The sequence below is a fragment of the Paraburkholderia sp. MM5477-R1 genome, assembly GCF_050436385.1.
GTDB classification, from domain to species: domain Bacteria; phylum Pseudomonadota; class Gammaproteobacteria; order Burkholderiales; family Burkholderiaceae; genus Paraburkholderia; species Paraburkholderia tuberum.
Window position 1 is genome coordinate 961,477 of record NZ_JBNDMC010000007.1, and the last position, 23,710, is coordinate 985,186.

Sequence of the window (23,710 nt, forward strand, 5' to 3'; positions counted from 1 at the left end):
CGATGATCGACTTCCAGCAGCACGAGCTACGCATCACGCACGTCAACGTTCGGACCGAGGTCTGCGGCGACGACGAAAAGCTGGCGATGGACCTGAAGCTCGAGACCGACCTACCGGCCACGAGCCTCGACCGGCTCGACACGAACCTGCGGCCATCGCTGTTCTGCGGCGACGACGACCCGGACCTGCTCGGCAAGGATGACGGGCATCTGCCGCATCTGCGATTCCCGCAACTCGGGCCGCTGTCGTGGAACGGCAGCATCGCGCCGGTCTCCCTGACGCTTCACCTCGGCACGAAGAAAAACGAGGTGCAACTCAGGGACGGCAAGCTGAACAAGCTGCGTGTGCTGCCGCGTGAAGGCGGGACCTGCGGCTATATCTGGCGCTTGCAGGTCCATCCGAACGAGGACGAAGCCGCCAAGGTCATGAGTGTGCTGCGGCATGCGGTTCGGGGTACGCTCGACGTCAGCGCCGCGCAGAGCGAAGACGGGACCAGCGACGATGAATGACAGGCCACGCCTGCGGCTCGTTCAGGTGCTGGGCTTGCTGATGACGCTGCTCGTGATCGTGCTGCTGCTACTCGCGATCACCGCGGCGTTGTGGGCGATCCTGTATCTGATCCACACGGCGCCCTGAACGCAGGGGAACGACATGAGTGAAGTCACCATCAACGCAGTACCGAAGCGCGGGCCGGGTCGCCCGCGCAAGCAGCACGTCGACGCGCAGTCGGTGCCGGATGCAGTCAGCGCGCCGCCGCCTGTGCCTGCTGCTGTGCTGCCCGAGGACGTGCCGCCGCGCGCGGTGACCGCGCCGCCGCCACTGACCGACGAAGATATCGCGATGGTCGACCGCAAGGGAGCCGCGAAGATGCTCGGCAAGTCGCTCGTGACGATTACATGGCTCGAAGTGAACGATCCGGACTTTCCGGCACCGTTCACGCTTGGCAAAAACAACTTCTACTTCCTGACACACGACCTGCGGGTCTACGTGCTCACAAAAGCAGCACAGGCGAAGGCCCGCAAGCAGGAAAAGCTGCAAGGCACGCCGAGATAAGGAAGGTTCTTCGCGGATTTCCGGGGAAAGGCGCTTGCCGACCCTGTATGGACGTTGGGCTAGGCGCCACCCAATCGGCCGCTTCCGGGATAGAACGGTCATGCTTCCGGGATAGAACGGTCATTTAAGCCTTCGATCTGGTCAGAAGGAGATCGGCGATAGCGGTCATTCCCGCCCGGCGCCCCACGGTGTCAAGGTTCTGCGCACGGCTGCTTAAACACTTAAACGCCGAAGCAATCGGTAGTGAACAGGCTGCCGGGTGTTTTGTGAGTGCTAGGCACTCCAGGACCTGCGACGCCCTTGTCGCCGTCGATCCTGATGGCCACCTTCTCGTTCAAGTCGAGGACCTGCTGTAGCAGGTCCTTCTTGCTTGAAAAGCCATAGGCCTTAAGCACAGCCACGTCGAGAGCGTCATGTGCGTCTTTTAGCGGGTTCTTGCCCGGAAGGTCCAAGGTCCGGTACAGGACGCGAAGACCGGTGCCATGGTTGTTGGCAGCGTCAGCTCGAACATGCCGCAGTTCACGCCCCGCAACAGCGATAGCGTCTACCTGTGCATCGGTGGGCGCTTGTGGCCACGGGAACGTGTGAAACACCGACTCCGACGTGTACCTCGGATCCGACTTCATATTTGAGCACTTCGCGTGAAACCAAAGATAGTGCGCATTCGACTGGAGGACACCAAAGCTGTAGTCGTCTGACAACGCGAACGCCTGCAAAGCGTCGCCGGGTCTCACGATGGGGCTCACGAATGCGAAGAGCGGACGCTTAGTGACCCGTGAGCACACGAGATAGCGAGGCAGGCTACCGATAGAGCTCAGCAGCTCCTTGCGGGGTCGCCAGTGCTGCCACCACGTGCTTAAGGATGAAGACCTCTCTGACTCGTCTTCCTCCGCGGACGCTTGCATAGCTGGCAAAACTTCCTCCTTCAGACGCCGAAACGGCAGCGGGTAGGCTTGAGCGTCGAGAATCGATCTAGACCCGAAATCGATTAACCATCTTGTTGCCTTACCCGGACCAAGGATGTCGTCACCAACCATGTATGGGTGGATTACCGCCTGGTTCTTGGCGTCGGCCGCCACCAGCTCAGCACGCTCGGCCGGCGACAAGACGAAACCGGCATGGCCGGGCGTAATGCCCTGGCACACGACCGCAGTCTCATTGACGGAGAGCACTTGCGCCTTCGATACATCGACCTTGTCTGAGAGGGACGAACTGATGTGTGATACCTCACGCATGTCCAACTCGTACTGCTTGGCCGCGGAACCCGTGCCGTGCGGGCGCTTCTTCCCGCCCGGCGTTGGTGGCGCCTTGAACCAGAGGCGCAGCACCTTGGGCAGGAGTTTCTTGTCCTGCGTCTTGACCCAGTTGGCGATCGACACATGCACGTTCGCTTCACCGGACCACGTCTGATCGTCCACCGCGTCGATGATTGTGCCCGTCGCAGCGATGTGATCGAGACCGCCAATGCGCGACGCGTTGCTTCGTACGTTCTGAGTGCCAACAAGACCTGCACGGCCTGCCAGGGGATCGGCAGTCGTGCATGGCTTGAGTTCATCGTGGGCACGTCGGAACCAATGGACGCAGAGGTCCGCCATGCCGGGAACATCAGGGTATGCTTTACGGAGGGCATTGACGTAGCCGGCGCCGTAATTGGGCTTCAGCAGCTTCGCGCCTAGGAACGGTGGATTCCCAACGATAACATCAGCCTTGAACCATTGGGCACGTGACCCGTCCGCGTTGATGAGTGCGTCGCCAGCACGGAAGTTGGCGTCGAGGTTGTCGAGAGGAAGAGCGGACTCGTTGATGTGCAGCTCGTCAATCGAAAGCTTGTGCGCGAGCATCATAGTGACCTTCGCGATATCGACGGCAAAGGGGTTGATGTCCATGCCGTAGAAGTTGCCCGTCGACACAAAGCCAAACGGGCGCTGCTTGGCGTCCACGCTTTTGTACTCAGCAGCCATCCTCTCGTAGATGCGGGCCTCCAGGCGCTTCAACTCGCGGTAGGCGATGTAAAGGAAGTTACCGCTGCCGCAGGCTGGGTCGAGCACGGTGAAGTTCTCAATGCGAGCAAGCAGCTCACGAAGCCGCCCAAGCGTGTCAGCCGATTCGATGAGTTCGGTCCAGGGCGCGACGATGGTCGGTCCGACCACTTTCATTATGTCCACGGCGCTGGTGAAGTGGGCACCCGTCGCATGGCGCTGCTCCTTACCCAGCGAGTGCTCGAAGATGGTCCCGAATATCTCGGGGCGCACCTTCGACCAGTCGAACTGCGCCGCCGCCTTAAGCAGCGTCCGCTCCTCGGCCACTAGCTCGACACGGGCCGGCTCGGCAAACAGCCCACCATTGAAGTAGGGTACGCCCTTAAAGCGTCCGCCCTTTACACCACCCTTGGTATTCATGGCGTCGAACAACCCGCCTAGCAGATCATGCGTATCTTGAGAAGTCTTACACTCGTCGAGCACTTTTGTGACGAGGTACTTGTCAAGTAGGCCGATGTCCTCGGAAAACAGGGCCATGAGCATCTGCAGCGTGAAGCGCTGTGCTAGGGGCTGCTCGACCCCCCGCTTGATCATCGCGTTGAAGCAGGCGGCCAGCTTGTCAGCAGCCTGACGCGTCACAGTTTCCTGATGGTTGCCGAAGACGGGCACCACGTCGCCGGGGTACATGAAGTTGAGCGGGCCAAACTTGGCCGGCAGCTCGGTCAGCTTGACGGTGTCGACTGGCGTGTCCAGCTGAGTCTCGAAGTCATACACCCAAAACTCGTCGAAGTTGCAAAGCACGACGTAACGCGGCCGATTGGGCACTAGGCGCGTCCAGTAGGTAAACGCTTGGCTGTAATGCTTGCTGAGGTCGGCGCCCCGCCTCTTCATTTCGACGACGACAATTGGCTTCCACACGAGGTCAGCGAACGAGGTGCCACCGGTGGTATTTTTCACGCGCAGCTCGCAGTCTGCACCAGCCTCCTTCAGCCCAGGCCAACCAAAAGCTTGGAAAAAGCGATCGAGAAACACCTGGGCCTCACCCTTTTCGTCCCCTTTGATGTGCTTGGCAGCCCACTCGGTGAAAGCTTTGAGCTTGGCGGTCTTGTCTATCCCTACGGTCATGCTTTTCCTTAGTCATTGTTTTTGGCCGAGTCCAGCCTATCAGGTCCCGACTTCTTCCGGCATATAAGGACGACGCAATGGTTCCGTGCTATTTTCGCATGATGGCCAGTTTGTCCCATGAATTCAGGCGCTTTGCAGACTCCGGGCAAGAAAAGTATCACTGTGCAGCTTGGACTTGTGGCTGTACCAGACGAATCCGGATTGGCGTCCACCGCCGAAGCGCGGTACGTGACTGCGTACTGGCCCCGGCGAGTCGTTCCATGATGAACAGTGGCAAAATTGCACCACGTCAGCGATCGCAATAGGAACGCCGGCACAATCGCCCTCAACGTGAGTCGCGTTCGCTGGCCTTCTGAAATGCCGTTCGGCGAACGGCCGCTATACATAGCCAATGAGGGAACGAATGCAATCGGTATCGCAGCATCCTATTGTTTTTTGCTTCGCGTCAGCTTGACGCCTCCCCTGTTAATTTCCACGCCTTCCCAGTCTGTAAAAATCGAGATAACAACCGTCCCACCGATGGCAATGCAGAGGCTCGCGATCGTCGTGGCCGCAGCTAATTCCGCGGAAGATAGTGCACCAACAGCCCCTAGAGATAGACCGCCGGTTAAAGGTGCCACAATTATCGCCGCAGTTAGTGCTGCAAGTGTCACTGGTCCCCATTTCTTCGCGAGCAGAGCAGCCTTGATGGACGTCGCCACCGCAGAATCATAGACTTCGATCTCGTCCGCGCCGGATTTGAGCGCTGCTTTGAGTTCTTCGAACGAATTTGCAATATATGCCATCTCTTGAATCCAATGTTTTTTTGAGATTTCCGCAAACTCACACGTTGCGGATTGTTTATCGACTTAATATATGCAAAGCTGCATCATATTATTATCAACTAGATTCGCTCTGAATCACTCCCGATAAATCGATTTGACGAGCTCTGCATCGCGCGCCGTGCCGGTAGTTTCGTAATTCGCGTCGATTGCAGCGGAAACGCTATCAGCAACCTCGGCGAAGGCCTTCTCGTCTTTAATCTTTTCGGCATTTGCAGGTCCTTTCAGAGCAACCTCCGTCCAAATCAAGGTCGAGTTCACTACCGGCGCGCAAAGTATCGTCAGGTAATCCAGTCCCTGCTTCGCTGCTTCTGTCGAGAACGCGGCTTCAGAGAGGTTTACTGCCTTGCCTAAGTGTGCTTCTAATGTTGCGCCGATCACGGCCAGCAAGAAATTCTTGAAACTTAGATAGCCGAACAACGCAAGTTGCGATTCTTCCTTCCTCGTCCGCTCGATTTTTTGAGTCAATGTAATGCGCCGGTGGTCGATGGCCCGGCTAAAGCAGTAGGCCAGAAGGAGCTTCTTTGCATTCCGACCTTGAAACGCTCGCCGATACAGCTCCGGACTATCAAAAACAGCGTTCTTGCCGCGATTCGCGTCGGCGAAAAATCCTTGAAAGGCGAGCGATGGCTGCGCCAACATTTCAATCCCGAGATCGGAATCCGTAGAGTCAAATCCACGCTTCAGGCTGTATCTATACGCCCCCAACTTGGCGAATTGCTCAACCAAGTTACCTTGCTCTACGTCGTTTGCGTACTGGTCCCACGAGGTGATCTCGTTTTGAGTATTGTTGTACTTGACGATTTCACGCGCTTTCTCCGGATCTTTACAGATAACCGCGCGGCAAAGTACTTTCACGTCAGAGAGCGAGACATTTTTGTCGACGCTCCCCAACGCACCGGTCGTCTGCGCGCCGTTAATGACGGAAATTCCCCGCAGTTTCTTTCCAGGGTCGGCGGCAACGATTTCGTGCGTAAGAATGGTCACCCCGTTGTTGAACGCCCAGAAGTCACCCTGCTTCTTTTCCGCAGTAGTCATAATTGCGCGGTTAATCTTGTTCCGTTTCTTCCCATGCCCTAAAAATCCACGATAGTTCGCAGAGAAAAGCTGATCCCCATACTTAACGAACAACTCTCTTAGCCAGTCACCATTTACCGTAAAAACTTGCGCATCCCAATCCGGCCCTTGCTCATGGAAATGAGGCATCCCGATTGAAATCTCATCTTTCACAAAAATGTGCGTCTCCTTCTCCACGAAGAGACGCTCCTGCTCCAGAAGGCCAAATTCAAACCCAGTGACGACTATGCCTTTGCCAAGGAGCGCCTTTTCCAGCTGACTCGCGCAGGTCGTCAGTTCTACGTCGACGTTCATCGACTCTTGGATGTTATGGATATATACGATTTCGATCGTATCGATCTCGCCTTTGTCTATTTTTTCACGGGCGGCCCTTATAGCCCCCCGAACCTTCTCATTGAGCGTAGGCTCATTCTCGACGTCGCCGGAGATCAGCCACGCTCCGGCCGTATTCAAATCGGAAGCTTTATTTGCGGATGCTTTGTCTGTATCCTTTTGTGCGTAATAACCCTGACCAAGAATGATCTTCTTATTTTCGCTGTCGATCTCTAAAAAATCGATCTTCTTGTCATTCCCGCCATCCGTCAATGCGCGGCTTGCCAAGCCGAATAGATCGCTAGCGTCTGTCAACATCCCCAGCGCCCAGATCATGTGTGCATTGCCCTCGCCAATTTCCGCGATTAGGGCGCCTTGCTGTGCTTTGAAGGAGTCTATAGCTTTCATTTCTTGTTCATTGTGCGTGGTCTCAGCCCTGCCGACCGAGCGTGATCGTTATCTCATACCCTCGAATCGAGTGATGATACCGTCTTTACGGTAATTGACCGCGGAACTTGAGACAGCGATTGAATGGCTGCTATTCCGACATCCTCGACGCTTGAACGTCCGGGCGATGCGTCTGGCGAACGTCGCATCGTGGCCGAGGAGCGCCTCATGCGAATTGCATACGCAGCCTGAACCACAGGAAGCTGTGTCCGGCGGCACGTGACCCTGAACCGCCGTTCGGACTCGGGTCACAGCAACGACCGTTTCCGAAGCTTTGCTGCAACTGCCCGACTCGGTAAAACGGTCTATTCGACTGGAAACCTGCTCACCGAGCAAGTCTACCTATACCTGACACGTTGAAAAGGGCGTCCATCAAACTCCGGCGCACGCTTGACGCGCCGCGCTCATACACTGCAGGAACGTGCTTCGCCGACAAACCAACGACGCCTAGCGCGTTCACCTAAAACTCGTCGGCGGCGATCAAATAGGTACGGTCGTCACGGCACTTGTCAACCACGTACCCGTGTAAGGTTGAGCGATCGGCGCCTGATGTCAACGGCCCAAACATGTCATCGAAGAACCGCACCAATTGCCGCCTCGTGACCAGCACACGGATCTCCAGATCGTCGTCGCCTGGGTATTTAATCGCTAACCCCTCCTTCTTTGCCCACCCCCGTACGTGATTGATCCAATAGGGACTTGACGGCGGGGGGAGAACGCGGAAGCGCGGTGACTGTGTCAAGAAAGCGGCAAACTCCTCATCGTCGACTGAGTCGATCCAAGCATCGCTGAAAGTCACGGTGATTCCCCTAATTTAGTATCGGCTTGATGTGCCTGCGAACACGGGCTAGTCTACCGCGCTTTCGTTCTATCTGAGCCGCACTTATGATTGTCATCGCGAGCAAGCCAATAGAGCCCCCATGAACGGAAGTCGAAAAGAGCATCGAAATTTCCTCAAATGTCTTTTTCTCTTTCGACAGTCCCAAGGTTCCTCGTAGGCTGTGCGCCGAAGTGCTCGCATCGGAGACGAAAGCACGCTGGACGTGGTCAGTCGATTTGGTGTGGTCAACACGCAGTGGTCCGCTGTAAAGGCGAAGCAGTCACCCAAATGTCCGCGTGCCGGTAGAGGCCAACGTCTCTTCCTGGCCGCTCTAAGCCTTACGGCAGGCAGCTTGCTTTCGTGCTGACTACAAATGAGGCGTCTCTTGTGTGTTTATAGCGCTTAAGGTCGGTCGCAAGGCGCCCCGACTACGGCGACGGAACGCCATCAAGTGAATTGGACGAAAAAGACGCCTCTTTTCCATGAATTAGACAACGTGCGGACGTGGGAGTCTGAAAAAGACTTGGAAAAAAAACCACTGCGGATTATCCCCGCTAGCCCAGCGAAATTGCTCTACGAATTCAAAGAACGACGCACCTATGAAACTCACGTTTATATTCCTAACGGTTGTAGCCGCAATGTCGGGGTGCGCTACCGTGCACGAGAGTTATTCCTCTGACGGCCGGAAGGCCTACACACTTAACTGCAGCGGGCTCGCGCGGGGCTGGGACAAATGCTTTCAGGCGGCCGGCGATCTCTGCAAGTCGTCCGGCTATGATGTTCTCGACCGAAGCGATGAAAACGCGTCAATGGTCAGCGGCGGATTCTCTGGAGGTTCGGGGGGGGTCTCTGGGGCACACACCCATGAGCGCTCCATGGTCGTAGCCTGCAAAAAGCCTGCAGCCTAGCTCATTCTGCTTGTCGCAAACCTTTCCGCCGGGCTCGACGCCCCGCTTGCCCTTGAAGGGCGAAGCGCGATAGGTCTGGCGGCGGCGTAGCGACGCGAAGATGCCCCGCCCCCAACCACCAAGCCCCGCGCACTCTAGCCGTAATTCAGACGCCTACCTTAGCCAGCCCGGAAAAAACCTGCCTCAATGTGGGCAGCGGCCGACCGGGCCCTGGCTGCCTAGCTCCCTCTCGCTGTGCGCAGTTGAATTTGTCGGGGCATTCGCTGAAATTGGATGCTGAGAGAATTGCCCGATTGCCAGCGATTCTGGTGCTCACGTCGATGGGCCGCTCCTGGCCGCTCCTGGCCGACCTCCGCCTGCCAGCGATCGGCCGCACGCGACCCTGAGCGGTCTCCCGCGTTTCTTAATAGCGGTCGTCCAAAGGGAGCGGTGATGAGGCGCTTGGATCCCGGGAAACTGCATTGCCACGTGAGTTGTGCAACCTTCCCAATGCGACTTGTAGGCGCCAACGAGTGGGTGTTACGTAACACCCAGCAGCTGTCCGCTACGCCTGGATCTAAAGATCGAGATGCGGGGGCCGTTATACCGTATGAGTACAGCGACTTTGGCGAGTCGCTAACGCTTCCGACTCCGACCGCTAACAACCTCAAGGATCCGCTATGCCGAACGTTGCAGTAACGTACAAATACAGTGGGAAGGGGCAAAAAACAATGACTGCTCAGACCACGAAAACTTTCCGCTGCTCCGGGCAAACCGAGAGCGCAGTCATGAGCGAACTCCGACGACTACAGCCGAACGCCAATGAAATTGTGATTTTGAAGATCGAGTGGAAGTAGTCGCTATAGCGTGGCTGCACACGCAGTCACATTGTTTCCCAAATGGCCTTGTACGCATGCACGACAATATCGGTCATTGCGCGATGGAGTCTCGATCTTGAACGGCGATGAAGTTGAGAGTGTTCTGGCAGTCGTGGAAGACGCGTGGAAGGCTACATGTGCCGACTATGATTCGCGGACACTGAATTCCGAGCGATGCCTTCAGGCGGCATTCTATTTTCACTTAAGAAGCAATCTCAACCAGCATATTGGCTACGTCATCTTTGTGGAAGCGACGGTAACGCTCCCAAAGACAGCCGAGGATGAAAACGCCTCCTTTAGCGCGAAAGGGGGGAAGCGAATTGCAATCGATACACTTGTTTGCAAAGACGATCGGATATTGATCGCAATTGAGCTTAAGTATGCACCTCGCGGTTTTCCCGGTGGAGACGGTATCCGCAAGGATCTCCTAAGTCTTTCGCGAATCAGAAATCATTCCGCGAAGGCTAAGCGCGTAGAGATCGAAATTGCACGCCATCACGAAACAAATTCCGGCAATCGGCTCGTCCTAACCATCAGTCCCCATGCGAAAATGCTACTAGGTATCTTCTGTAGGGCCCCGCGCCAGCCAAGACAAGCGGAGGAATTTTGGAATTTATACCGTCCGAGCGAAGGTCCATGGTCCGGTCGAGTCAGGGGAGCCCCTCCAAGACTTGGTTTGTGTTTTGGGTATGCTCCCGAACCCGGGACTAGTAAGCCTGCAATGGTGCACTTCGTGGGTCAGCCTTTTGGAGCCACCGACCTGTGCCCAGCAGTCAGACCGGCGGCCAACAGATAGATTGTTGCCAATCTGGCTGGCGACGCTCAATGTCTATTTTTGGCCGAACCGAGCCGGATGACCTTCGGCGCACGATTGCGGAAAGCTATTTATCTACGCTGCGTCCTTTGCGAGTTTCACGACCCTTTGGACCCGCTCGTCCGTGAAGTTCGCCCACCTCGTCATGAGGCCGACACGCTCGTCATAGAAGCGCGTGCGCTCATAGGTCTTCGTGATCCGCTTGCGCGTGTCGTGCGCGATGACTGCTTCGGCGACATCATGCGGAGCCTTGCAGACTTCCCGCACGTAGGTCCGCAGGGACGACCGCATGCCGTGCGTCGTAACCTGCTCGGGTGTATAGCCGATCTCGCGCAGCAGATCGAGCAGCCTGTCGCCGTAGAGCTTGCCACCACGCGGCGCGGTGAACACGAAGGCGTCGGGGTCGGGGTTGCCGTTCTGGCACCTCGGCAGGGCCTCAAGCAGGTCGATCGCCTGAGCCGACAACGGCACTTCCTGCTTCACGCCGGTTTTCATGCGGCTCTTGTGAACGGTCCACTTCTTAGCCTTCAGGTCAAGCTCCCGCCATGTCAGTTGCAGCGCCTCTTCGAGCCGCGCGCCGGTCAGGATGATGTACTCCATCGCGCGGGCGGGCATCGTGCCGACGGCGCGGACCTTCGTCATACAGGCAGGCATGTCGGCCCACGGCAGCGAAGCCCGGCCGCTGTTCTCGTCGTCATCGTCGTCCGACTGCTTCGTGACCTTCGGCAGAAGCTGTTGCAGTTTGTCGATCTCGGCCGGGTTCGTGTCCGCCAGTTGATAGCGCACGATCGCCCACTTGAACAGGGCATGAAGGCGGATCATGTTCTCGATGGCGGTCGGGTTCTTCGTGATCCAGTCCCTTTCGAGACAGGCGATGATGTCCTGACGGCTGACCTCGTGCATATAGAGGCCGTCGAGCTTCGCGCCAGCGAGCGCGAAGGTGCGGGTCCAGCTTTTGACCTGCTTCTCTGTTTTGAGAGTCGCGCTGCGGGCTTCCGTGAAGGCGGCGCAGGCCTCCTTGTAGGTGACCCGCCTCGCGGTCGCCTGAGCCGCCTGTATGCGGGCGTCACGGTGATGCTCGATCGGGTCGATGCCGGACTTCACGAGGCGGGCGAGTTCGTCACGCCGCTCGCGCGCCGCCGCCAGGGTGATAAGCGGATACGGGCCGATGCCCTTGTCGCGGCGTACGTTGTTTAGCTGGTAGCGATAGGTCCAGCTTTTGCCGCCGGTCTTGGTGACCTGAAGCAGCAGGCCGCCGCCATCGCTCATGTTGCCGCTCTTGGTGCGGGCCCGGCAGGCGGCATCAGTCAGATTGTTGATCGTGCGCATCGTGGAATCCTGTCCTTGGAAGGGTTGTTTTCCATCCAACATTCCATCCAACACTTTGCTTCAGTTCAGTCTAGGTCAGATCAGGTTGGAAAACCCTTGTTCAGCTTCGTTTATTGTACCAAACCCTTATTGGGTAAGGCTTTGCAGAGACTGAACCGGACTGAACGGTTTTTTTCTGATCCGTCCGAACAGGATACTTTCTTTGCAGCAGCAAAGAAAGTAGGTGCCGCCCCGCACAGGGGCAACGCTAATAGACCGATAACAAAGCAAGGAAAGGCCAACACCGCCAGAACAACGAAAAAACCCAACCCATATCCAGAAGAACAAAAAAAACCAAAAAAAGCGCCGCCCCCGCCGGGGCATATAATGTCCCCCGAACTGCGCCTAAGCAAAAAAATGCCCGACCTCCTCTCGAATCTAAACCCCGAACAACACGCCGCCGTAACGCTCCCGAATCAGCCCGCCCTGATCCTGGCGGGCGCCGGCAGCGGCAAAACCCGCGTCCTGATCACCCGCATCGCGTGGCTGATTCAGCAAGGCCTCGCGTCCCCCGCGACCGTTCTCGCGGTGACCTTCACGAACAAAGCCGCCCGCGAAATGATGGCGCGCCTCTCGGCGCTATTGCCGATCGACACGCGCGGCATGTGGATCGGCACGTTCCACGGCCTGTGCAACCGTATGCTGCGCGCGCATCACCGCGACGCCGGGCTGCCCGCCACGTTCCAGATTCTCGATACCGCGGACCAGCTGTCGGCGATCAAGCGCCTGATGAAGGGCCTCAACATCGACGACGAAAAGTACCCCGCGAAAAATCTCCAGTACTTCATCAACAACGCGAAAGAGCAGGGCCTGCGCCCCAAAGACGTCGACGCCACCGACAATTTCAACCGCAAGTTCGTCGAACTCTACGAAGCCTACGATCAGCAATGCCAGCGCGAAGGCGTCGTCGACTTCCCCGAGCTGCTGCTGCGCTGCTACGAACTGCTCGCGCACAATCCGCCGCTGCGCGCGCATTACCAGGCGCGCTTCAGGCACATCCTCGTCGACGAGTTTCAGGACACCAACAAGCTGCAATACGCGTGGCTGAAGCTGCTCGCGGGCCAGCACAACGCAATCTTCGCGGTCGGCGACGACGACCAGTCGATCTACGCGTTCCGCGGCGCGAACGTCGGCAACATGCGCGACTTCGAGCACGAGTTCAACGTGCGCAATCTGATCAAGCTCGAGCAGAACTATCGTTCGCACGGCCATATTCTCGATGCCGCCAACCAGCTGATCGCGAACAACTCGCGACGCCTCGGCAAGAATCTGCGTACCGACGCGGGTCACGGCGAACCGGTGCGCGTCTACGAATCAGCGACCGATTCGCAGGAGGCCGGCTGGATCGTCGAAGAGATTCGCGCGCTGATCAACACCGGCCTGTCGCGCAGCGAAATCGCGGTGCTCTACCGCAGCAACGCGCAGTCGCGCACGATCGAGCACACGCTCGTCAACGCGGGCATCGCGTATCGCGTGTATGGCGGCCTGCGCTTTTTCGAACGTCAGGAAGTCAAGCACGCGCTCGCATACCTGCGCCTGATCGACAACCCGAACGACGACACCGCGTTCGGCCGCGTCGTCAATTTCCCGACTCGCGGCATCGGCGCGCGTTCGATCGAACAGCTTGCCGACGCGGCGCGTCTGTACAACTGCTCGATGGCCGCGGCGATTCCCTACGTCGCCGGCAAGGCCGGCTCGAGCCTCGCCGCGTTCGCGAACCTCGTCGGCAAGATGCGCGCCGACACGCAGCAGATGAGCCTGCCGGAGACCGTCGAGTACGTGGTCCGCGCGAGCGGTCTCGCCGACTTCTATCAGAACGAGCGCGAAGGCCAGGAGCGGCTCGAGAACCTGCAGGAACTCGTCAACGCGGCCGCCGCGTTCGTCAGCGAGGAAGGCTACGGGCTCGATACGCCCGCGCGCTCGATTCCGCTGCGCCCAGGAGCCAGCGCCGCGCCCGAACTCGCGGTCGCGACCGACGATCCGACCACGGTGGTCCTCGACGCACCGGGCGTCGCCGATCCGGCGCAAAACCCCGACACGATGACGCCGCTCGCGGGCTTTCTGTCGCACGCATCGCTCGAAGCGGGCGACAACCAGGCGCAGGCCGGCCAGGAAGCGGTGCAACTGATGACGGTGCACGCGGCAAAGGGGCTCGAATTCACCGCGGTGTTCATCACCGGCCTCGAAGAGGGGCTGTTCCCGCACGAGAACAGCGCGATGGAGGCCGACGGCCTCGAAGAGGAGCGGCGTCTGATGTACGTCGCGATCACGCGCGCGAAGGAGCGGCTGTACCTGTCTTTCGCGCAGAGCCGGATGCTGCACGGCCAGACCCGCTACAACATCCGCTCGCGTTTCTTCGACGAATTGCCGCAGGAAACGCTGAAGTGGCTGACGCCGAAGGTCGAGGCGGGCTCGCGCTGGGGCGGCCGCTCGGACAACGCCGGCTACGGGCGCGACTGGTTCGCGCGGCCGGGGTACGGCGGCGGTTCGGCGTCGACGGCGGCGGTGAGCTCCGCGCCGGCGCCCGCGTTCGCGAACGAGCAACGCGCGGCCGACACGGGCTTCCGCGTCGGCCAGCAGGTGTTCCATACCAAGTTCGGCGAAGGCACGATCACCGCACTCGAAGGCAACGGCACCGACGCGAAAGCGCAGGTCCGCTTCAAGCGGCACGGCGAAAAGTGGCTGGCGCTGGCGGTGGCTAAATTGCAGGCGGTCGAATGAGCACGCCCTTGAATCTCAGCCACGATGCGCGGCGGCCGCTCGGCGTTCTGGCCGCGTTGCCGCAGGAACTCGGCGACCTGATCGAAGCGATGCGCGCCGAGTCCGGCGTGCGCACGGTCACGCACGGCCAGCGTGACTACCACGTCGGCACCGTGCACGGCACGCCGTGCGTCGTCACGCTCGCGCGCGTCGGCAAGGTCGCGGCGGCCGCGACGGTCAGTGCGCTGATCCACGCGTTCGATGTCGAGGCGATCGTGTTCACCGGTGTCGCGGGCGGTGTCGGCGGCGACGTGCATGTCGGCGATATCGTCGTTGCGAGCGCGCTGATGCAGCACGATGTCGACGCGTCGCCGCTTTTTCCGCGCTTCGAGGTGCCGCTGCTCGGCATGTCGCGCTTCACCACCGATGCGGCGCTCGCCGACCGTCTAACCGCCGCATGCGAGCAGTTCGTCGCCGAGGAAGGCGCGGCCTGCGCGGCGCGCTTCGGCACGCGCGCGCCGCGCGTGCATCGCGGCTTGATCGTCAGCGGCGATCAGTTCGTCGCGAGCGCGGCGGCCCTCGCGGCGTTGCGCGACGCGCTGCCCGACGCGCTCGCGGTCGAGATGGAAGGCGCGGCGATCGCGCAGGTCTGCTACGAGTACGGCGTGCCGTGCGCGGTCGTGCGCACGATCTCCGATACCGCCGACGACCACGCGCCCGGATCGTTCATGTCGTTCCTGACCGGGATCGCGGGCACGTATTCGAACGCGATTCTCGCGCGCTTTCTCGGCACGCGAGACACCGCGGGCTGAGCGCCCGCTTGTTCGTCCGCCTGTTCGCCCGCTGCTTGGCCCGCTTATTCCTTCCTGCCGTCGCCGAGCGCGTCGCGCACCTGCTGCAGCGCGGCCGGATCTTCGATCGTCGGCAAATCGCCCGGCTCGCGCCCTTCGGCGAGCGCCGCGATAGCGCGGCGCAATAGCTTGCCGGAGCGCGTCTTCGGCAGCATCGATACCATCACCACGCGCGCGGGCCGCGCAATCGAGCCGAGATGGCGGTCGACCGTCATCGCCAGTTCGGCTTCGAGCCGCGCGCGCTCGCTCGGGTCGCCTTCTTCCTGCGCGCCGCGCAGCACGACGAAGGCCATCGCCGCCTGACCCTTGACCGGATCGGTCACACCGACCACCGCGACTTCCGCGACAGCCGCATGGCTCGACAGCGCCTCCTCGATCTCGCGCGTGCCGAGGCGATGGCCCGCGACGTTGATGACGTCGTCGGTGCGGCCGAGGATCGTCACGTAGCCGTCCTCGTCCTGCACGCCCCAGTCGAACGTCGAATACACCTGCTGGTTCGGCACGCTCGACCAGTAGGTGCCGACGAAGCGCTTGTCGTCGCCCCATACCGTCGACATGCAGCCCGGCGGCAGCGGATAGTCGAGCGTCAGCACGCCTTTCTCGCCGTGCGCGCAGGGCTCGCCGGTCAGCTCGTCGCGCACGGTCAGGCTATAGCCGATCGAGGGCACGCCCGGCGAACCAAGCTTGGTCGGCAGTGCCTCGATGCCGCGCGGAATCGCGAGCATCGGCCAGCCGGTTTCGGTCTGCCAGTAGTTGTCGATCACCGGCTTGTTCAACGCGTTGGAGATCCATTCGGCGGTCGGTTCGTCGAGTGGTTCGCCGGCGAGAAACAGCGTGCGCAGGCTCGACAGATCGGCTGCCTTCATCAGCGCCGGGTCCTGCTTCTTCAGCACGCGTATCGCGGTCGGCGCGGTGAACATCAGGTTGATCTTGTGCTGTTCGACGAGCCGCCACCAGATGCCGCCGTCCGGACGAATCGGCGTGCCTTCGTACATCACGGTGGTCAGCCCCGCGATCAGCGGCGCGTACACGATGTAGCTGTGGCCGACCACCCAGCCGACGTCGGACGCGGTGAACATGGTGTCGCCGGGCTTGCCCTCGAAGATGTATTCCATCGATGCCGCGAGCGCGACCGCATAGCCGCCGACATCGCGCTGCACGCCCTTCGGTTTGCCGGTCGTGCCCGACGTGTACAGCACGTACGACGGCTCGTTCGATTCGAGCCACTCGCACGGGACGTGGGCGTCGAAGAACTGTTCGCGCAGCGGCTCGTAGGCGACGAGGTAGGGCGCGTTCAGTCGCGCGGGCGCGAGTTGCCGGTCGATCAGCAGCACATGCGGTGTCTTGTGCATGGCGCGCGCGAGCGCTTCGTCGACGAGTGGCGTGTAGTCGACCACCTTGCCGCCGCGCGCGCCGGCGTCGGCCGTGACGATCAGCACGGGCTTCGCGTCGTCGATACGCGTGGCGAGGTTCGGCGCCGCGAAGCCGCCGAACACGACCGAGTGGATCGCGCCGAGCCGCGCGCAGGCGAGCATCGCGAACAGCGCCTCGGGGATCATCGGCAGATAGATCAGCACGACGTCGCCGCGCTTCACGCCGAGCGAGCGCATGACGGCGGCCATCCGGTTGATTTCGGCGTACAGATCGGCATACGTGTAGTGCCGCTCGATGCCGGTTTCGGTCGATACGTAGACGAGCGCGTTCTGCTGCGCGCGTTCGGCCAGATGCCGATCGACCGCGTTATGGCAGAGGTTCGTGCGACCGCCGACGAACCAGCGCGCGAACGGCGGCTTCGAGCGGTCGAGCACGGTGCCGAATGGCGTGTGCCAGTGAATGCGCCGGGCTTCTTCGCGCCAGAAGGCTTCGGGGTGGTCGATCGAGCGGCGGTGGAAATCGCGGTAGCGGGTCATCGGCGGCGATCCTCGTGCGGCGGGAGTGGACGGGGTTGGATGAAACGGAATCGCAAATTGCGCGCCCGGTGCGGCGCTGGTTATGCGCACAAGCATAGCCACGGGCGGGAGGCGGGGCAAGCGGGTTCGCCGTAAGGGCGAAGGGCAACAGAAGAAAGTCGTTGTTCGTCATTTTCATCCGTCGCCCATTTGTTGTTTCTGCACCGCGAGGTAGGGTAGAGGCGATCAACGTGACAGGTCGTTTTCCCCCAGGATGGTGAGGCTTGCATGTTCAATCGATACGCTTATGAGCGTGGTAGAGCGGGCGTTCCAGCCTGCGCGACCTGAAGGAGGGGGCTACGCCGTCGCCAGATTGCTACATTCCATTAACGGTCAGGTACTGACATGCGCAAGTCCAGCATCGCCCGTTTTCTCGCTGGCGTAGTTCTGCTTGCCCTTGTCGTTGCGGTTGCTGCGTTTAACGTGATTAACCTGGACGAAGCGTATGGAAGCGGCGAGCCCTATTATTCGCGCACGACGAACATGGACAAGTGGAGCGATCCTTTGCCGGTGCTGGCTGTTGTCGACGGTGTTGCGGTTATCGTCATTGCGGTGGGTTTTTTGCTGTGGAGGCGGATGCGGGGCTAAGGCGAGGGTGGTGTTCTTTGCGGTGTTGGCCTTTCCTTGCTGACTTATCGGTCTATTGGCGTTGCCCCTGTGCGGGGCGGGGCTTTTTTCGTTGTTCTGGCTTTGTTGGCCTTTCCTTGTTGTCTTGTCGGTCTATTAGCGTTGCCCCTGTGCGGGGCGGCACCTACTTTCTTTGCTGCTGCAAAGAAAGTAGGCAAAGAAGACAGCTCAAACCGCAAACTTTGCCGCGGCTCCAGTTTTTCTGGACACAGATTTGGGGTAAAACGTGGGTCCCAAACTGGAGTTGTTGATGTTGAAGAAAGCGAATGTGAATGGGGTTGCGCCGGAGGTGCTGGAAGGAGCGCGTAGCGCGACTGAAAGCGCCTCCGGCGCCGCCGTCGAAATCAAACGCTGGTCGACCGGTCGCAAACGTAGCGTGGTCCTTCGGTTGCTGCGCGGTGAACCCGTCGACGCCGTGTCCCGCGAAGTCGGCGTGACGATCGCCGAGCTTGAGCAATGGCGTGAGCTGGCGCTGGCCGGCATGGACGCAGGCCTGAAGGCACGGACCAGCGATCCACTGGAGGCCCGGCTCAACGACGCCGTCCGCCACGTCGGTGAGCTCACGATGGAAATCGAGATCCTGCGCAAGGAACGGGAACTGCAGGCCCGTCGCCCTTTGACCGGTCGGAGATCGTTGACATGAGCCACGCGATCTCCGACAGTGCGAGCAGGCCCTTTGGATTGCAACGGGTCTGCCAGGTGCTCGAATTCCCCCGCTCGACGATCTATGCTGTGCGTGCGAGGGCGGCGGACAACGTGGTGCCGATCATGCCGGGCCGCCGTGGGCCGAAGCCGAAGATGCCCGATGCCGACCTGCTGAAGGCTATTCGCGACGATCTGGCGGCTTCGCCATTCATCGGCGAGGGGCATCGCAAGGTCTGGGCGCGGTTGCGCATCGTGCACGACATCCGGGTCTCCCGGACCCGCGTGCTGCGGCTGATGCGCGAGCACAGCCTGCTGTCGCCGCACCGGCGGGCGCAAGGCGAACCCAACCTTCACGACGGCCGGATCACGACCGATTGCCCGAATGAGATGTGGGGCACCGACGGCGTGCGGATCGCGACCGTGGATGACGGCATGGTGTGGATCTTCTCGGCCGTCGATCACTGCGACGGCATGTGTAGCGGCATTCATGCCGCGAAGATCGGTGACCGCTTCGCGGCCCTTGAGCCGATCTCGCAGGGGCTGCTGCACGAGTACGGCTCCGTGGTCGCCGACGCGGGGCGCGGGTTGTCGCTGCGCATGGATCACGGTTCGCAGTACACGTCGGACGACTTCCGCGAGCAGATCAAATTCTGGGGTATTGCGGCAAGCTACGCCTTCGTCGCCGAGCCACAGACCAATGGCGTCGCCGAGCGGTTCAACCGGACACTGAAGGAGCAGGCCATTCATGGGCGCATCTTCAAAAACCTGGAGGAAGTTCGGGCTGCCGCCGTCGCGTTCAAGGATCGATACAATCGCGAATGGCGTCTCGAAAAGCTGGGCTTCAAGTCACCCCTCGAAGCCCGTCAGGCAAGGCTGATGAAGCTCGCCGCCTGAGCGCAAAAGTGTGTCCAGACAACCGGAGCCGGTACACAAACCGCAAACTTTTAAGCGGGTCCCCTGGCTTGGAAGGAGTAGTGGTGCATCTGGAATCCGGGCCCCCGCACATTCCCCGTTCGTGACAAAGCCATCATCCCTCCCACTCCGCACTACGTGCGTCGCGGACGGGTCTGCCAGGGAAACCAATGGCGTGGCCCGCGCAGCGGGGGCCGTCGGCTGCGCCTCGGCGATGCGCCGAAACAACCGGTGGTTTTTGAAGGGGTTTCGGCGCGCGCAGCGCCGCCGGAAGAATGACCGCCTTGTCACTGGCGCCGAATGTGCGGGAGCACGGATTCCAGATGCACCACTACCTTATGCGGACCGAGGGACCCGCTTAAGAGCTGGCGGTTTTAGCTGTCTTCTTTGCCTACTTTCTTTGCAGCAGCAAAGAAAGTAGGTGCCGCCCCGCACAGGGGCAACGCTAATAGACCGATAAGTCAGCAAGGAAAGGCCAACAAAGCCAGAACAACGAAAAAAGCCCCGCCCCGCACAGGGGCAACGCTAATAAACCGATAAGACAACAAGGAAAGGCCAACACCGCACGATAAGGAAAAAGCCCCAACCCCGCGGCACGCGCTCACCCTTTAACCCGCTTCCCCTCAACATCCGGCAACAAAACAGTCAGCACCCCAATCAACGGCAAAAACGAACAAACCTTATAAACAAACGCAAGACTGGTAGCATCAGCGAGTTCCCCAAGCACGGCGGCGCCCACCCCCCCAAGCCCAAAGGCAAATCCAAAGAACAACCCAGCCACCATCCCAACCTTCCCAGGGATCAACTCCTGCGCATAAACAAGAATCGCCGAGAACGCCGAGGCGAGCACCACCCCAATAACAACCGTCAGCACACTAGTCCAGAACAGATTCGCATACGGCAACAGCAGCGTAAAAGGCGCGACGCCAAGAATCGACACCCAGATCACGTACTTGCGCCCGATCCTGTCGCCGATCGGCCCGCCGATCACCGTACCCGCCGCGACCGCCGCGAGGAACACGAACAGATGGATCTGCGCGGCCTGCACCGACAGATGGAACCTGTCGATCAGATAGAACGTGAAATAGCTATTGATGCTGGCGAGATAGAAGTACTTGGAGAACACCAGCAACACCAGCACGCTCATCGCCAGGATGATCTTGTTACGCGGCAGCGTCACATGCGCGCCCTGGCCGCGCGCCTTCCTGACCGACGGATGACGCTTGTACCAGCGGCCGATCTGCGTGAGCACGACGATCGCGACGAGCGCCGCCGCCGAGAACCACGCGATGCTGCGTTGCCCGTGCGGAATCACGATCAGCGCCGCGAGCAGCGGCCCGAGCGACGAACCCGCATTGCCGCCGACCTGGAACAACGACTGCGCGAGCCCGTGACGGCCACCCGAGGCCATCCGCGCGACTCGCGACGACTCCGGATGGAACACCGACGATCCGCAGCCGACCAGCGCCGCGGCGACCAGCAGCACGCCGAAGTTCGGCGCGACCGACATCAGCAGCAGCCCGGTCAGCGTGAAGCCCATGCCGACCGGCAGCGAGTACGGCTTCGGATGTTTGTCGGTATAGCTGCCGACGAGCGGCTGCAGCAGCGACGCGGTGATCTGGTAGGTCAGCGTGATCAGACCGATCTGCCCGAACGACAACGAGAAGTTGTCCTTGAACATCGGGTAGATGGCGAGGATCAGCGACTGGATCATGTCGTTGAGCAGGTGCGAAAAGCTGATCGCACCGAGCACGGAATACACCGTGCGCTGGACCTTGGCGGCCGCCGGCGCAGCGGCGGCCGGGGACGCGCTCGCCCCCGTGGCGGATGCGCCGGCAAGGGCGCTTTTATCGAGGCTCGTTTCCATACGCTAGAAAAAAAGATCGGGAAAACGGTGGAATGAAACATCGGCACCGAAAACCGGTGCGGGCAGCACGCCTCGTAGGCGCGTTCCGCGAAGCACTACGGCGTTTCGTCGCGGCAACCGGCGTTTTGAATATTTAGCCGAAGTTTAATGTGGCCGGAGCGAATTGTAAGGACAAGTTTTGTCGCGAATCGGACAGGGGGGCGGATGACTTTTCATTCGGCGGTGAAAGGACGAATCGTCAGCTCTTTGCCTGAAGAAACTTTTTTTGGCGAGTTTTTGGCCACGGTATAAAGCGCTCGCGATTGCGCGGCTCACGAAGCAGCGCGTCGAACATGGAACCGGGAACGGCAAGCGGCGCACGACCCGCCCCGGCCTGCACAAGCGAAATTCAAGATCGCGGGGCGCGCTGCCGTAGACCCGGAGAGATAAGTGGTGATGCCGGAACCGACTGTCCGGCGCGTCGACATGTGGGGACGGGGATTATGAAAGCAGTGGCACGCAGCGCAGCGGCAACGAAGTTCAACGGCCTGTCGGTCAAGGCGACGCTGCGGATCGCGTTTGCGATTCTGCTCGCCGGCACGCTGCTGATCGGCGTGTTTTCGCTGCTGCAGATCGGCCGGCTGAACGCGTCCGCGCAATCGATCTACGACCAGGGCCACGTCGCGAGCCGCGCCGCCGAGGAAGCGCGCGGCCACATGCTGCGCGCGAGCCGCGCGCAAAAGATGCTGCTGACCGCGACCACCGCGAAGGAGCGCGACGAACTCGGGGCCGACATCGAGCGCGGCCTCGCGGGTCTCAACGAGCAGCTGGGCACGCTCCAGCAGTACGTCGATAAGTCGGACGCGAAGGCGGTCGGCGCGCAGAAGGCGTTCACCGCGGCGGTCGAGGCATGGAGCGGTCACCTGCGCGACTTCGTCACGCTCGTGAAAGCGCAGCCGCTCGATCTGTCGCAGATGAACTGGCAGGTCGGCACGCAGGACGTGTCGCTGCTCGTCGAAACCGGCAAGCTCGAAAAGCTCGTCGACGAACTCGTCGCGCAGCGCGGCACCGCCGCGAAGGCGACGATCGACGCGTCCGGTTTCATCTATCACTCGTCGTTCGTGATGATCGCGGTGATGACGTTCGCACTGATCGTGCTCGCGATCGGCATCGCCGCGTGGGTCGTGCGGCGGCTCACCGCGCAGCTCGGCGGCGAGCCCGCGTACGCGAAGGAGATCGCGCGCCGCATCGCCGCGGGCGATCTGTCGAATCGCATCGCGCTCGGCGGCAAGGACCGTGCGAGCATGCTGTTCGCGCTGTCCGACATGCAAAGCGGACTCGCGACGACGGTTGCCGACATCGCGTCGAGCGCCGATGCGATCGCGACCGCGTCCGCGCAGATTTCGATGGGCAACCTCGATCTGTCGCAGCGTACCGAGCAGCAGGCGCTTGCGCTCGAGCGCACCGCGAGCAGCATGGAGCAACTGACCTCGACGGTGCGTCAGAACGCCGACAACGCAAAGCAGGCGAGCACGCTCGCGAACAACGCGTCGGCGATCGCCGAGCAGGGCGGCGCGGTCGTGAGCCGCGTGGTGGCGACGATGAACGACATCAACGACAGCGCGCGCAGCATCGGCGACATCATCGGCGTGATCGAGGGGATCGCGTTTCAGACCAACATCCTCGCGTTGAACGCGGCCGTCGAGGCGGCGCGCGCGGGCGAGGAGGGGCGCGGCTTTTCGGTCGTCGCGGCGGAAGTGCGCAATCTCGCGCAGCGCAGCGCGGCGGCCGCGAAGGAGATCAAGGGCTTGATCCAGACTTCGGTCGAGCGCGTCGGCAACGGCTCGACGCTCGCCGCGGACGCCGGTCAGACGATGGACGAAGTCGTCAAGGCCGTGAAGCGCGTGACCGACATCATGGGCGAGATTTCGGCGGCGTCGTCCGAGCAGAGCGCCGGTATCGAGGCGATCAGTCTCGCGGTCACGCAGATGGACTCGGGCACGCAGCAGAACGCCGCGCTGGTGGAGGAGGCCACCGCCGCGGCCCGCTCGCTCGACGATCAGGCGCGCGGGCTGAAGGCGATGGTGGGGCAGTTCAGGCTATAAAAGGCGGCGCGGGCGTCAGCTCGCGTTGGCCGCCGAGGAGCCGGAGCCCGTCCCCGGCCGCACCACCACCGTGCAGGTCGTGCCCGCCGCCAGCATCACGTCGGGCGGCACCGAGTCGATCCGCACGCGCACCGGCACGCGCTGCGCGAGGCGCACCCAGTTGAAGGTCGGATTCACGTCCGCGAGCAGCTCGTGGCTTTGCGGATTGTCGCGGTCGTAGATGCCGCGCGAGATGCTCTCCACGTGGCCTTGCAGCGTGCCGCCGCTCATCAGCCGCACTTCGGCCTGATCGCCGACGCGCACGTGCGGCAGCTTGGTTTCCTCGAAGTAGCCATACACCCAGAACGAGTGACTGTCGACGATCGCGAGCTTCGCGGCGCCGGCCGTCGGATAGTCGCCGCGGAACACGGACAGGTTCATCGAAGCTGTGGAGATTTTGGGCGGTCGCCCATGTACGGACTGCCTGTCGCACGGTAATCATCTGACTGCTGTCA

Annotated in this window: 17 protein-coding genes and 1 pseudogene; 10 read left to right on the forward strand and 8 right to left on the reverse strand. The window is 60.9% G+C overall.

Going from position 1 to position 23,710, the window contains the following annotated elements; genetic code table 11:
* The first annotated feature begins 2 nt into the window (after positions 1 to 2).
* Genes OKW35_RS33395 through OKW35_RS33405 form a run of 3 tightly spaced genes read left to right on the forward strand, consistent with a single transcriptional unit; the run spans position 3 to position 1,053 of the window.
* On the forward strand, positions 3 to 509 hold the full coding sequence (locus OKW35_RS33395; protein WP_429554329.1) for a hypothetical protein: 507 nt from the start codon (positions 3 to 5) through the stop codon (positions 507 to 509).
* The gene (locus tag OKW35_RS33400) at positions 502 to 636 is read left to right on the forward strand and encodes a hypothetical protein (protein WP_429554330.1); all 135 of its coding nucleotides are present in this window, start codon (positions 502 to 504) and stop codon (positions 634 to 636) included. Before OKW35_RS33395 ends, OKW35_RS33400 begins: the two co-directional genes overlap by 8 nt.
* Before the next feature lie 15 nt (positions 637 to 651).
* Entirely contained in the window at positions 652 to 1,053 is a 402-nt protein-coding gene (locus OKW35_RS33405; RefSeq protein WP_429554331.1) for a hypothetical protein, read from the forward strand.
* Between the two features lie 221 nt (positions 1,054 to 1,274).
* Here the strand turns inward: OKW35_RS33405 and OKW35_RS33410 are convergent, their stop codons facing one another.
* From OKW35_RS33410 to OKW35_RS33425, 4 genes are all read right to left on the reverse strand, one after another.
* Complete coding sequence (locus OKW35_RS33410) at positions 1,275 to 4,157, reverse strand: DNA methyltransferase (protein ID WP_429554332.1); 2,883 nt, start codon at positions 4,155 to 4,157, stop codon at positions 1,275 to 1,277.
* A 425-nt stretch (positions 4,158 to 4,582) separates the two neighbouring features.
* Positions 4,583 to 4,942 (reverse strand): hypothetical protein, encoded by a 360-nt coding sequence (locus OKW35_RS33415; protein WP_429554333.1) that lies wholly within the window; start codon positions 4,940 to 4,942, stop codon positions 4,583 to 4,585.
* A 114-nt stretch (positions 4,943 to 5,056) separates the two neighbouring features.
* The gene (locus OKW35_RS33420) at positions 5,057 to 6,775 is read right to left on the reverse strand and encodes an AIPR family protein (protein WP_429554334.1); all 1,719 of its coding nucleotides are present in this window, start codon (positions 6,773 to 6,775) and stop codon (positions 5,057 to 5,059) included.
* A gap of 499 nt (positions 6,776 to 7,274) precedes the next feature.
* Complete coding sequence (locus tag OKW35_RS33425; RefSeq protein ID WP_429554335.1) at positions 7,275 to 7,613, reverse strand: hypothetical protein; 339 nt, start codon at positions 7,611 to 7,613, stop codon at positions 7,275 to 7,277.
* 472 nt (positions 7,614 to 8,085) lie between these two features.
* On the opposite strand from OKW35_RS33425, the gene OKW35_RS33430 reads away from it, so the two are divergent.
* Entirely contained in the window at positions 8,086 to 8,313 is a 228-nt protein-coding gene (locus OKW35_RS33430; protein WP_429554336.1) for a hypothetical protein, read from the forward strand.
* A gap of 1,975 nt (positions 8,314 to 10,288) precedes the next feature.
* Here the strand turns inward: OKW35_RS33430 and OKW35_RS33435 are convergent.
* Positions 10,289 to 11,542 carry a tyrosine-type recombinase/integrase gene (locus OKW35_RS33435; RefSeq protein WP_429554337.1) on the reverse strand — a complete coding sequence of 418 codons (1,254 nt, stop codon included), beginning with the start codon at positions 11,540 to 11,542 and terminating at the stop codon, positions 10,289 to 10,291.
* 396 nt (positions 11,543 to 11,938) lie between these two features.
* Here OKW35_RS33435 and OKW35_RS33440 point away from each other — a divergent pair, with 396 nt between their 5' ends.
* Together OKW35_RS33440 and OKW35_RS33445 are read left to right on the forward strand one after the other, a co-directional pair.
* Complete coding sequence (locus OKW35_RS33440) at positions 11,939 to 14,302, forward strand: UvrD-helicase domain-containing protein (protein WP_429554338.1); 2,364 nt, start codon at positions 11,939 to 11,941, stop codon at positions 14,300 to 14,302.
* Positions 14,299 to 15,093 (forward strand): 5'-methylthioadenosine/adenosylhomocysteine nucleosidase, encoded by a 795-nt coding sequence (locus tag OKW35_RS33445; protein ID WP_184063590.1) that lies wholly within the window; start codon positions 14,299 to 14,301, stop codon positions 15,091 to 15,093. Before OKW35_RS33440 ends, OKW35_RS33445 begins: the two co-directional genes overlap by 4 nt.
* A 44-nt stretch (positions 15,094 to 15,137) precedes the next feature.
* On the opposite strand, the gene OKW35_RS33450 is transcribed toward OKW35_RS33445, so the two are convergent.
* Positions 15,138 to 17,042, reverse strand: coding sequence for a propionate--CoA ligase (locus tag OKW35_RS33450; protein ID WP_429554339.1), 1,905 nt, complete (start codon positions 17,040 to 17,042; stop codon positions 15,138 to 15,140).
* A gap of 384 nt (positions 17,043 to 17,426) precedes the next feature.
* On the opposite strand from OKW35_RS33450, the gene OKW35_RS33455 reads away from it, so the two are divergent.
* From OKW35_RS33455 to OKW35_RS33465, 3 genes are all read left to right on the forward strand, one after another.
* Positions 17,427 to 17,669 carry a hypothetical protein gene (locus OKW35_RS33455; RefSeq protein ID WP_184063607.1) on the forward strand — a complete coding sequence of 81 codons (243 nt, stop codon included), beginning with the start codon at positions 17,427 to 17,429 and terminating at the stop codon, positions 17,667 to 17,669.
* 289 nt (positions 17,670 to 17,958) lie between these two features.
* Positions 17,959 to 18,351, forward strand: a complete 393-nt coding sequence (locus tag OKW35_RS33460) for a transposase (RefSeq protein ID WP_429554340.1) — start codon at positions 17,959 to 17,961, stop codon at positions 18,349 to 18,351.
* Positions 18,348 to 19,247, forward strand: a complete 900-nt coding sequence (locus OKW35_RS33465; protein ID WP_429554341.1) for a transposase — start codon at positions 18,348 to 18,350, stop codon at positions 19,245 to 19,247. Before OKW35_RS33460 ends, OKW35_RS33465 begins: the two co-directional genes overlap by 4 nt.
* 619 nt (positions 19,248 to 19,866) lie before the next feature.
* Here the strand turns inward: OKW35_RS33465 and OKW35_RS33470 are convergent.
* Positions 19,867 to 21,132: an MFS transporter gene (locus OKW35_RS33470; RefSeq protein WP_429554342.1), complete on the reverse strand. Its 1,266-nt coding sequence runs from the start codon at positions 21,130 to 21,132 to the stop codon at positions 19,867 to 19,869.
* Between the two features lie 482 nt (positions 21,133 to 21,614).
* Here OKW35_RS33470 and OKW35_RS33475 point away from each other — a divergent pair, with 482 nt between their 5' ends.
* A complete protein-coding gene (locus OKW35_RS33475) occupies positions 21,615 to 23,216 on the forward strand; it encodes a methyl-accepting chemotaxis protein (protein ID WP_429554343.1) in 1,602 nt (533 codons plus the stop codon).
* Positions 23,217 to 23,231: 15 nt separating this feature from the next.
* On the opposite strand, the pseudogene OKW35_RS33480 reads toward OKW35_RS33475, so the two are convergent.
* Positions 23,232 to 23,633 (reverse strand): annotated as a pseudogene (locus tag OKW35_RS33480) (HlyD family efflux transporter periplasmic adaptor subunit); the annotation flags it as partial.
* Positions 23,634 to 23,710: the final 77 nt, after the last annotated feature.